This is a genomic window from Collinsella sp. An7 (assembly GCF_002159335.1).
Classification (GTDB): domain Bacteria; phylum Actinomycetota; class Coriobacteriia; order Coriobacteriales; family Coriobacteriaceae; genus Coprousia.
On the sequence record NZ_NFHP01000006.1, the window covers coordinates 1 to 15,298 of the forward strand.

Annotated in this window: 7 protein-coding genes; 2 read left to right on the forward strand and 5 right to left on the reverse strand. The window is 62.8% G+C overall.

What is annotated here, in order from left to right; translation table 11 throughout:
• Positions 1-3,229, reverse strand: a 3,229-nt coding sequence (locus B5G20_RS07575) for an InlB B-repeat-containing protein (RefSeq protein ID WP_204207715.1), incomplete at its 3' end; no start/stop codon positions are given.
• Positions 3,230-4,125: 896 nt separating this feature from the next.
• On the opposite strand from B5G20_RS07575, the gene B5G20_RS07580 reads away from it, so the two are divergent.
• Positions 4,126-5,445 (forward strand): DUF4143 domain-containing protein, encoded by a 1,320-nt coding sequence (locus B5G20_RS07580; RefSeq protein WP_087356317.1) that lies wholly within the window; start codon positions 4,126-4,128, stop codon positions 5,443-5,445.
• Between the two features lie 593 nt (positions 5,446-6,038).
• On the opposite strand, the gene carB is transcribed toward B5G20_RS07580, so the two are convergent.
• Positions 6,039-9,326 carry a carbamoyl-phosphate synthase large subunit gene (gene carB, locus B5G20_RS07585; protein WP_087356318.1) on the reverse strand — a complete coding sequence of 1,096 codons (3,288 nt, stop codon included), beginning with the start codon at positions 9,324-9,326 and terminating at the stop codon, positions 6,039-6,041.
• 170 nt (positions 9,327-9,496) lie between these two features.
• On the reverse strand, positions 9,497-10,864 hold the full coding sequence (carA, locus tag B5G20_RS07590; protein WP_239286935.1) for a glutamine-hydrolyzing carbamoyl-phosphate synthase small subunit: 1,368 nt from the start codon (positions 10,862-10,864) through the stop codon (positions 9,497-9,499).
• A 369-nt stretch (positions 10,865-11,233) separates the two neighbouring features.
• On the opposite strand from carA, the gene B5G20_RS07595 reads away from it, so the two are divergent.
• Positions 11,234-12,127 carry a bifunctional hydroxymethylpyrimidine kinase/phosphomethylpyrimidine kinase gene (locus tag B5G20_RS07595; protein ID WP_087356320.1) on the forward strand — a complete coding sequence of 298 codons (894 nt, stop codon included), beginning with the start codon at positions 11,234-11,236 and terminating at the stop codon, positions 12,125-12,127.
• Between the two features lie 96 nt (positions 12,128-12,223).
• Here the strand turns inward: B5G20_RS07595 and B5G20_RS07600 are convergent, their stop codons facing one another.
• Complete coding sequence (locus B5G20_RS07600) at positions 12,224-13,108, reverse strand: hypothetical protein (RefSeq protein WP_087356321.1); 885 nt, start codon at positions 13,106-13,108, stop codon at positions 12,224-12,226.
• Positions 13,109-13,348: 240 nt separating this feature from the next.
• On the reverse strand, positions 13,349-15,124 hold the full coding sequence (locus B5G20_RS07605; RefSeq protein WP_204207730.1) for an ABC transporter ATP-binding protein: 1,776 nt from the start codon (positions 15,122-15,124) through the stop codon (positions 13,349-13,351).
• Positions 15,125-15,298: the final 174 nt, after the last annotated feature.

Sequence of the window (15,298 nt, forward strand, 5' to 3'; positions counted from 1 at the left end):
CGCCGTCGACCTTGTACTGGCCCTCGTCGCCCTCGCCGATGACGAGCGCCTGCTCGGAGCCGCTGTACGGGACGCTCTTGGAGTCGGTCACCGTGATGACGCGCTTGTTGATCTTGAACTGACCAGGACTGACGGTAACCGTAAAACGATCAGTCACGTCGTTGCCGTTAGCGTCGACAACCTGAACCTTATCGGTATTGACGGTGGTGTTTGCAGCCTCGTCCATGGCGTTAGTGCCAGAAGCGGTCGAAGTCGCACCTTTTACATAATAAGTTTGACCGTCGACGTTGACGGGAACGCCGTCCGCAGCCTCACCCACAAAACCAGAGACGGACTGCTCAGACCCGTTATAGACGAGATCGGTCGCAGACTTACCAGTGATGGAAACTTCCATCTTCTTGGCAAAATGCGCCGTGTAGGTTGCGTTCTCCTTGACACTCTTGGGAGCGAATTCCGCGTCGGTGCTTACCTCATTGCCATCTTCGTCGGTCCAATTAACGAAGTAATAGCCTTCGCTCGGAGTAGCAGTGGAGCCCTTGGCGTCTGCGCCATATCTGACCGTCTCGGAATCCTCACTAACCCGACCACCGTTGTCGGCCTTATAGCTAACAGTGAATTCCTTCTTCGTGAGCTTGACAGTAACGGTTGCGCCGCCGGGAGTGTTATCCAGTGTCCAGTTCTCGCCGCTTCCGTTCAGCTTGAACTGCGCAACCTTGCTGCTGTCGACTTTACCAACCGTCTCATTGGTTTTATCAGATTCAACCTGGACGTCATAGCCCTCAGGCACGTCGATATCGAGCGCGATGTCTGCGCAATTCAGGTTGGTATAGGTATAGGTAATCCTAAGGTTGTCGCCAGAATGCTCAACCTTAAAATTATCCGTGCCTCCGCCATCTGTGTATTCCGATGCTCTTACGGTATTACCGACGGGAACGAGTTTGCCGTCCATCTTAAGCTTAACGGTAATTGCATCGCCTTCGAAGACAACCTGCTTCCATTGGGCGTAGAGGCAGTCCTTGCCATCGGTCAGCGTGTACTTATCACCGGGCTTGTAATCTATACCAGAGCCATCATCCTCGGTGTTCCAGCCGGTGAACTCGTATCCGTCGCGCGTGAACTCGTTTGGCTTGACATCAACCTGCTCTTCGGCCTTGCCGAGGGAAGGAAGCATGGTGCCTTGGCCACCATTTGCGTCGTAGAACAAACGGTCGCCGTTCTTCTGATAGTAGATATTGATGACGTTTTCGCCATTCTTTTGGATCGTGATGGCGTGATTGGGCTCGCTGTGGTCATAGGTGTAGTTCTTGAAGGAACGCACCATATCGCCAGGATTGACACTCGTTCCAACCGTACGCACAGAGGTATCCGTACGCATGATTGCCCGAGTGTCCATATCAATATGATTGACCGTCAGATTTGCAAGGTACTTTGCGTCAATCTCACCGTCGAGATGCCACGCCGAACCCTCTGCAACATAGTCGTTTGCGCCGGCCTGCACATGAAGCTTCGTCCACGTTGCGTCATCAATAACGAGAGACTCGTTAGGCCCATAGCGGACGATACCCTTCATGGCCTCATCAAGAGCCTGAGCAACACGCTGGTTATTCAGATTGACGGTTTGATCCTGATATAGACCCGTGTTGGGCACCAAATTGCTCGGCATGTATATAACGCCAACGGTGTACCAGCCTGAATAATTAAGAATAAGACCGGACGTATCGCCGTTCACCTTAAGATAAACGTAAACAGGAGTAAGATTGTTTTTAACCGGCTTCCATTGCGCGGTATACGTCGCATCGTCGGAAACAACGCGGCTTACGGCCGGCGTCCAGCCCTCAAACACATATCCGTTGCGCGTGGGAACCGAAAGGTCCTGTCCTTCGGGCCACAGCTCATGTCCCATCACGAACTTGTGGGTGCCCTTCAGGGAATTGTTCCAGTTACCGCCGTTGGTATCAAAGGTGATGGTGCAGAAGTCTTCTTCGTCAGCCTGGTAGACCGTAATCGTGTAGGTCTCTGAGCCCTCCTTCTGCCACCAACCCCAGCTGTTGTATCCCCACTCATGATTGATGGTGACAGTGCCAGCACGTTTACCCGTGACATCAGCGCCGGAGTTGCTCGTGTTGCTGAAGGATACGGCATTGCTGGGAGAAGCGGTCCATTTATGGGTGTAAGTCTGGGGTCTCCACCCTCCAGAAGAAGCCGGGCTGTCAGACGAGAGGCGAATAGTCTCACCAATCGCCACCTGCTTCTGCCCGCTGATGCTCAGGGTCGAGATGCCGTTGCTGGCATCGGGCATCGCTTCCTCGACAGCCTCATCCTCGGTTGCCTCGTCGGCCGGGGTCTGCTCGTCGTCGGCAGTCGTCTCGTCCTCAGCGGGCTCCTCGGTTGCGGCCTCGTCCTCGGCGGGCTCGGTCGTCTCATCGGTCGACTCGTCGGTCGCCGGCTCCTCGGCCGGAGCCTCCTCGGCGGGCTGCTCCTCGGCGGCCGGGGCCTCCTCGGTCTCGACCTTGATCTCCAGACCGTCGGCCACCGCCTCGGGGGCAACGGTGTAGGTGCCGGACGCGTCGGCAGAAAGCTCGGTCTCGGTGTGGTCGGCCGCGATCTGCTTGACCGTCTTTACGGCAAAGCCGCCCTCGGGGACGACGCTAAACTTGAGCTCCTGATTGGCAGGGGCCTCCATGGTTTTGTCGGTGGCGGTGTAGGTGTCCGCCCCAACGGTAAGTGTGCTCTGGGCGAGCGAGAGGGCAACGGTTGCGGTGGTGTCCGCCGCGGGTGCTACCGGCGCTTGGCCATTCTCAGAAGCGCCCCCCTCCGTTACGTTTTCTGAGCCTGCGGGAGTCGTGCTCTCGGCGGGCTGATCGGCCGCCGGGGCCTCCGTAGCCGCGGGCTCCTCGGTCGCGGGTTCAGCAGGTTCAGCGGGCTCGGCCGGTTGCTCAACCGGCGCCTGCTCTGTTGCCGGCTGCTCAACCGGCGCCTGCTCTGTTGCCGGCTGCTCGGTTTCCGTCGCAGCCTGGTCGGCCGCCTGATCGGTGGCCGCGCTCGTTGCCTGATCGTTGGACGGCGTGTCCTCAACGGTCGCGAGCGCGTTGCCCGCGGCGTCGGTTGCCGCTGCCACGATCACCGGCAGGTTCATGCACTGGACGGCCAAAACAAATGCCAAGAAGAAGGCGAGCGCCTTCGTGCCCTTGCGTTTCAGCTCCTTGCGCAACTTCTGTGGAACATGCATCTGTACCACTCCCAACATGTCAGCGGGCTACACCGGGCCCGCCCCTCTCGCCTCGCCCCCAATTCGTGGCTGCGGCGTCGCTTGCCGTTGCGAGTTCTGGAGCCCGGGCGCACGCAGCTTTTGCACCCCCGGGGACAGAATGTCTGAGCGCACGGCACCGCAGCACACGCATTCGAGACATAAGCTCCTACGGAGCCAAGTCTAGCTCATTTTGTGTAGAAAATGCGCCGGGGTGCATAAAGTTTGTCAGATTGGGTGTGTAACACCCCTCTGGGCGGCCAATTCGGCGGGATAAACGGTACCTCCCCCGCCAGTTTATCAAGAACTTGTAAAGTGCTATTTCGAAAGCACATTATGTTGGGGCACACGAGGGGCGCGCGGCCGCGGCGGGCGGACGGCCCAACGCACCGCGGCGCGGCGCGCGGTGCGAAGCCGGCGCGACACCCGCGAACACATCAACTTGGCGAGTTGGACCGTTTCGGCCATTTGGTTCCTGCACCAAATGGCCTCCCGCAGGCAATCCCCTCCCCATCGGCAACGCGCTCACCCAAAACCAGCTCAAAAACACCCGCTGGACTAATTAGTTAGGTACCCGTCCATTACATCAGCGGCAAATCATGCCCGATTTAGACCATGATTTTCCGCTGGTGTAATGGCCGGGCACCTAACTAACGCGCGGAGGCAACGCAAACCACGCAGCCGCGGCGTGTAACCACCCAGCAGCGTGCCACCAGCCGCACGTTGCAACCGACTCAGCATCCCTCCGCACAGCCCTGCCCCTCGCCAAAATTCGGAAAACGTCAAACGAAAAGTTCGGAAAGTGAACAATGAAACTCTCGGAAAACGTAAACTGCTTCTATAATTCCAGCTAGAGAAGCCAATCTCAGGAGGTTTTTATGGCGGCATCCCCACTCACTCCAGAGGGCTACATTCCGCGTATCGCCGATACACAGGTTGAGCGCTATCTCTCTGTGTTTGGCGCCGTGGAGATTGCCGGCACTAAATGGTGCGGCAAAACCTGGACTGCCCTTGCGCACGCCCAAAGCGTCAGCTACATCGACGACGATTACGCGCTTGCGAGCAGCGACCCCTACCTCGTCACCCTAGGTGAGCAGCCGCATGCCATCGACGAATGGCAGCTCGTCCCCGCAATCTGGAATGCCGTCCGCCGATCCATCGACCGCACCCGCAACCTCCGCGGCGGATGGATTCTCACCGGCTCCTCCACTCCGTTTTTGCGCCGGGTCGAAGACTCCCAACCGCTTCACAGCGGTGCCGGGCGCATCGGGCGCATCCGCATGCACCCCATGACGCTTTCCGAAACCTCCGATTCCACAAAGAGCGTCTCTCTTTCTGCGCTGTTTAACGGCGAGTTCTCCCCAGCCGTTGTCCCCGACGACTCGCAGGAGCTCATCAACATCATCTGCCGGGGCGGATGGCCCGAAGCGCTCGACCTCGATACCGCGCAGGCACAGCTGATTGCCCGGCAGTACCTCCAGCTTTTTTGCACGGAGAGCGTCCCGCAGTCCGGCCGCGATGGAAACGTCGCCCGCCTGCTCATCTATTCTCTAGCCCGTGACCTTGGCCAGGCCGTGACACGCAAAACCCTTGTTGCCGACATGAGTGAGCCCGATTCCCTCGCTGACAAAACGGGCGAGGCTCTTGCGAGTCTTGCCACCATCTCGGACTACCTCGCGTTCTTTAAGAACTCGTATCTTATTGACGAGATTCCGGGGTGGGTCCCCGCTACCCGCTCCCGCAAACGCATGGCCACCAAGCCAAAGCGCTACCTAGCCGATCCGTCGCTTGCTGTGGCGCAGCTTGGCATGGATCCGCAGGCGCTCATGCGCGATTACCAAACGTTGGGCTTGGCTTTTGAGAACCTGTGCATGCGCGACCTGCTCGTGTATGCCGAGGCTCTTCCCGATATCGGGTTTGAGCCTGTGAGTTATTACCGCGACGACGCCGGTTTGGAGATCGACGCCATCATCGAGCTCGCCGACGGTCGGTGGGCGGCGCTGGAGATCAAGCTCAGCGAAGACAAGGTGGACGATGCCGTGAACTCCCTGCGACGCCTGCAGCGGAAACTCTGCCGCGGCGACGCTGCGCGCACGCGCGAGCCGGAGTTTATGGCGGTCATTACGGGCTTTTCTCAATATGCCCGACAGGTTGACGAAAACATCTACGTCATTCCCATTCGCTGTTTAACGGCGTAGCGGTGTTGCGCGGAGATTCGGAAAACGTAAAACGGAAAGTTCGGAAAATGATCTACGAAGCCCTCGGAAAACGAAACTGACTTTGCGTTTCCCAAGCTAGAAGGGCTATCCCAGACCAGACTGGCGATATGGCAAAATGGCCCTTGCGTGCCTGAAAGAAGACCCCACCACCTCGCTAGCCAGTGCTGACGGTAATGAAATGCAAGCGTGGCCAAAAATGGCGTCGAAAAAGTATTTTGGGGATGCCAGCGCACTCGCAAACGGCGATGAGCGCCTCTGGCCGTTTGAGAAATGCTGCAAATAGATATGTTTTATACCAGTAACCAAGCGGTTACGATGGCCACAGCGCGCTCCGCCACCTTTTGGGCAGGTCGATGTACTTTTTCGACCGCGTTTTTGGCCAGAAGCATCTCCCAATATGGCCGGCCACTCCAAAAACGAGGTCGGGCGCGCCTTAGCAGGCAAACCCGGCCCCATGTAATGCCATTTGTTCTTGCGCAGGGCAGCATCCGCGCGCCAGCGCCTCCCGCCCCCACGCAGCAAAAGCGGGGCGCGCCGGCCAACCAGGCCGACGCGCCCCGCCTACCTACAGCTTAGACCTCGTACTGCGGCAGGTCCTGCAGCGCGATGACGTCCATGCCCTCGCCCGTCTCGTCGGCGGTCTGCACCGCCTCGATGGCCGAGACAAATGCGTTAGCGCCCGAAAGCGCGGTCACGCAGGTCACGCCGCGGCGGATGGCCTCGGTGCGCACCATGTACCCGTCGCCGCGCGCGCCCTGGCCGTACGGCGTGTTGATGATGAGCGCAATCTCGCCGTCGGCGATCATGTCCACGATATTGGGGTGGCCCTCGCTCACCTTGTTGACGACCTCGCACTTAACGTTGCCGCCGCGGAGCACCCGCGCCGTACCCTCGGTAGAGACGATATCAAACCCGAGGTAGCGGAAGATCCGCGCCACGGCCAGGATGTGCCGCTTATCGCGATCGTTTACGCTGATAAAGACCTTGCCGGCCTCAGGGCTCGGCAGCTTGTAGTCAATCGCCAGCTGCGTCTTGGCGTAGGCCTCGGGGTAGCTCTTGGCGATGCCCATAACCTCGCCAGTCGACTTCATCTCGGGCCCCAGCACCACGTCGGCCCCCGGGAAGCGGCCCCACGGCATGACGGCTTCCTTCATGCAGAACCAGTCGAGCTGGCGATCGTCGGCCGGCAGATGCAGGTCGGCGATGGACTCGCCCGACATGATGCACGCCGCGGCCTTGGCAAGCGGCACGCCCGTGGCCTTGGAGATAAACGGCACGGTGCGGCTCGCACGCGGGTTGGCCTCAATGACGTAGACGGTCTCGCCCTGGATGGCGTACTGCACGTTAACCAGGCCGCGAACGCCCAGCTCAAGCGCAATGCGCGTGGTGGTGTCGCGCAGCTTTGCGATGAGCGAGTCAGAGAAGCTGAACGGCGGGATGCACGTGGCGGAGTCGCCGGAGTGAATACCGGCCTCCTCGATGTGCTCCAAGATGCCGCCGATGTAGACCTGCTCGCCGTCGCAGAGCGCGTCGACGTCGCACTCGATGGCTCCCTCAAGGAAGCGGTCGAGGTAAACGGGGTAGTCGGGGCTGATTTTGGTGGCCTCGGCCATGTACTCGCGCAGGTGCTGCGCGTCGTAGGCGATCATCATGCCGCGGCCGCCGAGCACGTAGCTCGGACGCACGAGCAGCGGGAACCCGATCCGCGCGGCCACCTGCTCGGCCTCCTCAAAGGAGCGCGCCTCGCCCGCCGGCGGATACATGATGTGCAGGCGGTCGAGCACGGCCGAGAAGCGTTCGCGGTCCTCAGCGAGGTCGATGGCGCGGGGCTTGGTGCCCATGATGTTGACACCGGCCTCCTCGAGCGCGCGCGCCAGCTTGAGCGGCGTCTGTCCGCCGAGCGTTACCACCACGCCGTCCGGGCGCTCCACGTCGATGATGTCCATCACGTCCTCGTACGTGAGCGGCTCAAAGTAGAGGCGGTCGGAGGTGTCGTAGTCGGTGGAGACGGTCTCGGGGTTGCAGTTGACCATGATGGTCTCGTAGCCGCGGCTCGCCAACGCGTAGCTCGCGTGCACGCAGCAGTAGTCAAACTCAATGCCCTGGCCGATGCGATTTGGGCCCGCGCCCAGGATCATGGCCTTCTTCTTGTGCGTGTGCGTTACCTCGTCGGCCGCCACGCGCTTCTTGGCCTCCGGCTCGGGGCGCAGCAGGCTCTCGTAGGTCTTGTAGTGATACTCGGTGGCCGAGGCAAACTCGGCGGCGCAGGTGTCGACGGTCTTCATGCACGGCACCACGCCGAGGCCCTTGCGGTATGCGCGCACAAAGCGCTCGTCGGAGCCGGTGAGCGCGGCGATCTCGGCGTCGCTCGTGCCGTACTGCTTGAGCAGGCGCATGGCGTCGGCGTCGATATCCTCCACGCGCAGGCCGCGGATACTCTCCTGCACGGCCACCATGTCGGCGATGCGCGCGATAAACCACGGGTCGATGCGCGTGAGCTCGTGCACGCGCTCCTGGGTCCAGCCGCGACGCAGCGCTTCTACCAGGCAAAACACGCGGTCGGCGGTGGGCTCGGCCACGTGCTGCTCCAGCTCCTCGTCCGAGAGGCCCTCGGCGTGCTCGTTGCCGCCGGCAAAGATGCCCGCGTGCCCGTCCTCGAGCGAACGCATGGCCTTGCCAAAGCTCTCCTCAAAGGTGCGGCCGATGGCCATGATCTCGCCCACGGCCTTCATGCGCGTGGTGAGGCGCGTGTCGGTGCCCTTGAACTTCTCAAAGGCAAAGCGCGGCACCTTGACCACGCAGTAGTCGATCGACGGCTCAAAGCAGGCCGGGGTGGCCTTGGTGATGTCGTTGACGATCTCGTCGAGCGTGTAGCCCACGGCCAGGCGCGCGGCGGCCTTGGCAATGGGGAAGCCCGTGGCCTTGGAGGCCAGCGCCGAGGAGCGGCTCACGCGCGGGTTCATCTCGATAACGATGATGCGGCCGTTCTTGGGATTGATGGCAAACTGCACGTTGGAGCCACCGGTCTCTACGCCGACCTTCTCCAGGATGGCGAGCGAGGCCACGCGCATGCGCTGGTACTCCAGGTCGGAGAGAGTCTGCGCCGGCGCCACGGTAATGGAGTCGCCGGTGTGCACGCCCATGGGGTCGAAGTTCTCGATGGAGCACACGATGATGCCGTTGCCGGCGTGGTCGCGCATGACCTCCATCTCGTACTCTTTCCAGCCCTCGATGGACTCCTCAACGAGCACCTCGCCGGCCGGGCTGAGCTCGAGGCCCTGACGCACGATCTCGCGCAGCTCGTCCTCGTTGTGGGCGATGCCGCCGCCCGCACCGCCGAGCGTAAAGCTCGGGCGCAGCACGCAGGGGTAGCCCACGCGCTGGACGATCTGGAGCGCGTCCTCGATGGAGTAGGCGTAGCCCGAGCGGGCCACCTCGAGGCCGATCTCGGCCATGGCCTCGTTAAAGAGCTTGCGGTCCTCGCCGCGCTCGATGGCCGCAAGGTCGCAGCCGATCATCTCGACGCCCTCGCGCTCGAGCACGCCCGACTTGGCGAGCTCGACCGCGGCGTTGAGACCGGTCTGGCCGCCGAGCGTGGGGAGCAGCGCGTCGGGGTGCTCGCGCTTGATGACCTTCTCGATAAACTCCGGCGTGACCGGCTCCACGTAGGTGCGGTCGGCCAGGCCCGGGTCCGTCATGATGGTGGCCGGGTTGGAGTTAACGAGGATGACCTCGTAGCCGTCCTCTTTGAGCACCTTGCAGGCCTGGGCGCCCGAGTAGTCAAACTCGCAGGCCTGGCCGATTACGATCGGGCCGGAGCCTATGACGAGGATTCGCTTGATATCTGTACGTTTAGGCATGTTCGCCTCCGTCTTTCCGTTTACTCTCACGCACGGTTGTCGATCCCTGCGGCTTTCCCAGCCACCGCATCTTCGTCTTCACTCGTCGGTCGCCGCCCAAAGGCGCTCTCTCCTCGTTCAGCCGAACCTGCGGCACCTGGAAAAGCCGTCTCCGTTCTTGAACGCGCCGGCTACGCGACCGATTCGTCTGCGAACTTCCACCCGGCGAGGCGGTCCTTCGAGATGTCGATGTTGAGGTAGTCGGGGTCGCCGTCCATGAGCCGCGCGAACGCCGTAAAGAGGTAGTGCGCGTCGGTGGGGCCGGGCGAGGCCTCGGGGTGGTACTGCACCGAGAAGCACGGCTGGTCGAGGAGCTGAATGCCCTCAGCGGTGCCGTCGTTGAGGTTGACGTGCGTGAGGCGGATGCGGCCGAAGCACTCGTTCTGCACCACGGGGGCGATGCCACGCTCGACCCAGAAGCGCAGGTCGCCGTGAAGGCCACCGGGGTGCTCGGTCTCGCCGCCCGAGAGCTCGGGCACAAGCGCGCCGAGGCTCGGGAAGAGCAGGCCGAAGCCGTGGTTTTGGGCGGTAATCTCTACCCGGCGGGTGAGCAGGTTCATGACCGGCTGGTTGCCGCCGCGGTGGCCAAACTTGAGCTTTTCCATCTCGGCACCGCAGGCCAGGCTGATCATCTGGTGCCCCAGGCAGATACCAAAGATGGGGAGTTTGCCGATGAGCTGCTGCACCTGGGTGTAGGTGGCGTCGACCGCGTCCGGGTCGCCGGGGCCGTTGGAGAGAAAGACGCCGTCGGGTTGGAGGGCGAGCACGTCGGCGGCCGGGGTGTTCCACGGCACGAGCGTGAGGTCGCAGCCGGCGCGGACGAGCCCCTCGATGATGCCGCGCTTGATGCCGCAGTCGTAGGCAACGACCTTGTGGCGCGCGGGCGCGGGGTCGGCGGAGGCAAAGGCGTGATCGGCCGGGAGGTCAGCGGCGCCGTAGGCATAGGACTCGCGGCAGCTCACCGTCTCGACGAGATTGGTTCCCACGAGGTCGGGCGCGGCGGCAAGGGCGCGGGCGAGCTCGTCGAGGTCGAAAATCTCGGTGGAGATGATGCCCTTCTGGGCACCGTTGTCGCGCAGGTGCCGGACGAGGGCGCGCGTGTCGATGCCCTCGATGGCCACGATGCCGCGCTCGGCGAGGTAGTCCGGCAGGCTTTGGGCGCTGCGCCAGTTGGAGGGCGTGCGGCACATGTCGTGCACGATCATGCCGCGCAGGGCCGGGCGCGGGTTGCCGGCGTACTCGCCCGGCATACCGGGGGCCATCTGCGTGTCAGCGAGGTCGATGCCGTAGTTGCCGATCTGCGGGTAGGTCATGGTGACGATCTGCCCCGCGTAGCTTGGGTCCGTCAGCACCTCAAAGTAGCCCTCGAGCGAGGTGTTGAAGCAGACCTCGCCCGTAGAGGTACCCGCAGCTCCGCAGGCGCGACCGTAAAAGACCGTGCCGTCGGCGAGCATCAAGATGCCCGGTGCGCTCGACTGTTTGCTGGTTTTGGAAAGCATGCGTTGCGCCAGCTCGCTCGGAGCAGCGCTGCGAACGGCGCGGTTGCCGTCTAGGGGACGTGCGGCGGGGCACGCCACGTCTGGTACCGCCATAGACACTCCTTCCCGGCCTCGCCGGACCGGCTTAAAGGTGGATAGGCTGCACCTCATTGTAGGCGTTTTTGCGCAGGACGGGGAGGTGCAGGGGAGCTGCGCAGTTTTTCCGCAGGCGAGGGGGTTGCAAGGTTCTCGAAGCGCCCGCGCCGATGAGCCCGTCCCAATGTGCGCACTCTGTTTCGATACCGATTCGCCCCGCCCGGCGTGCGCGCCCGTACTATGCTGGGGACTCGTACGCTGGTCCATAAGTCCGCGGAAGAAAGAGGTCTACCCATGTCCAACGGAATCAGCAGCTCAGAACATCCCCTTTACCAGCGCAAAGGGGCGTATATCCCCCGCATCGCCGCCGTGCACGATATGTGCGGCTACGGCAAGTGCTCGCTCGGCGTGGCCATCCCGGTGCTCTCCGCCGCCGGCTGCGACGTCTGCCCGGTGCCCACGTCGCTCTTCTCGGCGCACACCAAGTTCCCCGTGTTCTACATGCACGACACCACGCCCATCCTCTCCGACTACCTCGACGCCTGGCAGCAGGAAGGCATAGAGCTCGACGGCATCTACTCCGGGTTTCTTGGCTCGGCCGAGCAGGTCGCCATCATTCAGCGGCTCTACCGCGAGCATCCGCAGGCGCTGCGCATCGTCGACCCGGTCATGGGCGACGGCGGCTCCAAGTACCCCACCTACACCGACGAGCTCTGCGAGGCCATGGCCGGGCTGGTGGACGGCGCCGACGTGCTGACCCCCAACCTCACCGAGGCCTCGATCCTTACGGGCATTCCCTACGAGGGCCAGGACGTGGACGTTGCGTTTGTGCAGCGCAACATCGACAGACTGCTCGAGATGGGCGCCAAGACGGTGGTCGTCAAGGGCGTGGTGCACGCGGGTGAGCAGATCATCCGCAACTACCTTGCCGCCGCCGACGTGGACGACGGGCGCGCGACGGAGGTCTCGAGCGAGCTTTTGCCCTACATGCTGCACGGCACGGGCGACCTCTTTGCAAGCGGCCTGACCGCGGCCATCTTCTGCGGGCGCACGCTGCCCGAGGCCGTGGCGTTTGCCGGCGAGCTGGTGCGCGACGCGATGCGCGTTACCCGCGAGCAGCCCGATTACGAGGTGCGCGGCGTGAGCTTTGAGCCCGTGCTCGGCAAGGTCACCGACCTGCTGCGCTAAGGCGGCGTCGGCGCCTCGTCACCCGGCGGCCCCGGTGTGCAGCTCAAACGCGCGCACCGGGGCCGCTTTTGTATTGTGGTCGAGTTTTTTGCGGCGCTATTCTGCGCTCGACAGCACGTCCTCGAGGCGCTTTTCCGGCTCGCCGCCGAGGTAGCGCTCGCTCCCCTGGAGGCTGCGCTCGAGCTCGCGCTCCAGGCGCTCCGCGTCGAGGTCGTCTTGGTCGATGCCCGGGGTCTCGATGAGCGACGAGACCGAGTTGACCTGCTCCTGGATGCGCCCGGCAATATCCTCGTCCATGCCGATGATGCGCAGCTCCCAGTCGATGTTGGCCGAGTCGCCCGAGTGGTACTTGGTCCAGATGAAGGTAAAGATCTCGCGCTCGTCGCCCTGCGCCGGCAGTTGACCAAAGAGGTGGTCGCAGGTGATGTTGCCGTCGGCATCGAGCCGGGCGCTCACGTTGTAGACGACCTGGTTGATGTTGTCGTTGAGGAGCGCATTGGTGGCGAGGGCCGCCGCCTGAATCTGGCTGTTGGAGAAGAGCTCAAGCTCGTTGGCGGAGTCGGTATCGACCACGCTGACCTCAACGATGCCCGAGCGCTCGTCGGCCTCGTCTACGGTGAAGTCGCGCGGGAACTGCGTAAAGCCGTTGCCCCACTCAACGCCGCCCTCGAGCGCCAGGCTGACCGTCTGGCCGTTGACCGTGTCGGAAAGGTTGGCTGTGTTGAGGCGGCGGCTCACGCCGTACCAGACCTGCATGCCAAGTACGAGCAGCAGCACGCCAATGAGCACCGCCATGGCGACGCGCGAGATGGCGTTGTCCACCTTGGAACCCGAGGGGTCGTCGCCCGAGAGCGGGTCAACGGGGCGGAGGTTGCGCTTGCGGGGGCTGGCGGGGTCGAGCACGCCCGAGTCGTCGAGCTGCGAGAAGAGCTCGGTGACTTCCTCGGGGGTAAGGGGGGTGTTCTGTGCCTTCTTTGCCATGCGCCAACCTTGCAGCCACGGGTGGTGTTGCCTAAGGCGACGAGGCGCCATGCCGCCCAGCCGCGCCGCCATTATACGCAGGCACTGCGCGGCGCGGGCGGGTCGGGGGCAATTATCATGCAAGAAGCAGAGGCACGCAGGGTGGGTCGTTTGGGGACGTGTTCCATCTGATTTTTTTTTGAAAATGGGTCAGATGGAACACGTCCCCAAGCGACCGCGATGGCGCGCCCGTCGGCCCGCCTACGCCACCTCGTGGGCGCGGGCGCCCTCAAACTGCATGCGGTAGTAACGAGCGTAGGTGCCGCCGTGCGCGAGCAGCTCCTCGTGCGTGCCGCGCTCCACCACGCGACCGGCCTCCACGGTGGCGATCTCGTCGGCGCCCTTAATCGTCGAGAGACGGTGCGCGATGATGATGGTCGTGCGGTCGGCGGCGAGGCGCTCGAGCGACTCCTGCACCGCCTCCTCGCTCTCGTTGTCGAGCGCCGAGGTGGCCTCGTCCAAGATCAGAATCTTGGGGTCCTTGAGAAAGACCCGTGCGATGGCCACGCGCTGCTTCTGCCCACCCGAGAGCCGGCTGCCGCGCTCGCCCACCACGGTGTCGTACCCCTCGGGCAAGCTCGCGATGAAGTCGTGGATGTTGGCGCGGCGGGCGGCGTCCTCGATCTCGGCCTGCGTGGCTCCCGGGCGCCCGTAGGCGATGTTCTCGCCGATGGTCCCATCAAACAGGTAGACGTCCTGCTGCACCAGGCCGATGGCGCGGCGCAGGCTCTCCTGCGTAACCGAGCGCACGTCCTGCCCATCGATCGAGATGGAGCCAGCATCAACGTCGTAGAAGCGCGGCAACAGCGAGCAGGTGGTCGACTTACCGCCGCCCGACGGACCCACCAGCGCGATGGTCTCGCCGGGGCGGATCGAGAGGTTGAGGTGGTCGATTACCGGGTGCAGGCGGCCGCGGCCGTTCTCGCCCAGCTCGACGTCGTCGTAGCTAAAGCACACGTCACGGTACTCGATGGCGCCCTCGCGCACCTCGAGTGGGCGCGCGTCGGGCGCGTCCTCGATGTCCGGCATGCTCAAGATGACCTCGTCCATGCGCTTAAAGCCCGCGATGGCCTTCTGGATGTTCTCGGTGGAGTTGACGAGCGTCTCAATCGGGGTGGTAAAGAGGCTGATGTAGAGCGCAAAGGTGGCCATGTCCACAGCGGTCATCTGCCCCTCGGCCACCAGGTAGCCGCCGAGCACGACGATGATGGTAAAGAGCGCACCGGTCATGAGGGCGCTGGTGGCCTGGTAGGCGCCCATGGCGTGGTACTGGTTGACCTTGGAGGTGAGATAGCGGTCGTTGGACTGGCGAAACTTGGCGCGCTCGGTCTCTTCGTTGGCAAACGACTTGACCACGCGGATGCCCGAGAGCGAATCCTGGAGCTGCGAGTTTACCTCGGAGATCTTGCGGCGGTTATCGGCAAAGACCTCGCGCATGCGAAAGTTCTGGCGCACCATGATGATCACGAAGATTGCCGTCACCACGGCCATGACGCCCGCAAGCACCGGCGAGATGGTAAAGAGGATCACAAAGGCGCCGATAATCTCAACCCCGCAGATGATGACCCATTCCGGCACGTGGTGCGCCGCCTCACAGATGTCAAAGAGGTCGTTGACCACGCGGCTCATCATGTCGCCCGAGCTGTGCGCGTCAAAGTAGGCAAAGTTGAAGCGCTCGTATTGATCGAAGAGGTCCTCGCGCATGCGCGACTCCATGCGCGCGCCCATGATGTGCCCCTGCGCCGAAACGAAGTAGCGGCAGCCCATGCGGATGAGGTACATGATGATGAGCCCCACCGCGATCATGCCAAGGGAACCGAGGATGGCGCTGCGGCCCTCGGTAAAGAGGCCGCCCGTGAGCGTGCGGAGGATGCTCGGGAAGGCAAGGTCGATGCCGGCGATCACCAGCGCGCAAACGGTGTCGGCGATAAACAGGCCGCGCTCGGGGCCGTAGTAGGCAAGAAAGCGGCGGAACATCGTCTTGTGCTTGCTCATGGGAACACTTTCTATCTCTTGGGCGTTGAGCCTATCTCTTGGGCATTGAAGCAACGCCCTAGTATACGACAGCGTGCGTCGGCATGGTGCGCCTATAGAAGCTTCAAACGGGACTGGCGGCAGGGAGAGAACCGGTCTTCCCGCCTGTTGACATTT

Excerpts from the sequence above, each read along its gene's own strand:
- B5G20_RS07580 (WP_087356317.1), top strand. The coding sequence starts at position 4,126 with ATGGCGGCATCCCCACTCACTCCAGAGGGCTACATTCCGCGTATCGCC.
- carB (WP_087356318.1), bottom strand. The coding sequence starts at position 9,326 with ATGCCTAAACGTACAGATATCAAGCGAATCCTCGTCATAGGCTCCGGC.
- carA (WP_239286935.1), bottom strand. The coding sequence starts at position 10,864 with ATGCTTTCCAAAACCAGCAAACAGTCGAGCGCACCGGGCATCTTGATG.
- B5G20_RS07595 (WP_087356320.1), top strand. The coding sequence starts at position 11,234 with ATGTCCAACGGAATCAGCAGCTCAGAACATCCCCTTTACCAGCGCAAA.
- B5G20_RS07600 (WP_087356321.1), bottom strand. The coding sequence starts at position 13,108 with ATGGCAAAGAAGGCACAGAACACCCCCCTTACCCCCGAGGAAGTCACC.
- B5G20_RS07605 (WP_204207730.1), bottom strand. The coding sequence starts at position 15,124 with ATGTTCCGCCGCTTTCTTGCCTACTACGGCCCCGAGCGCGGCCTGTTT.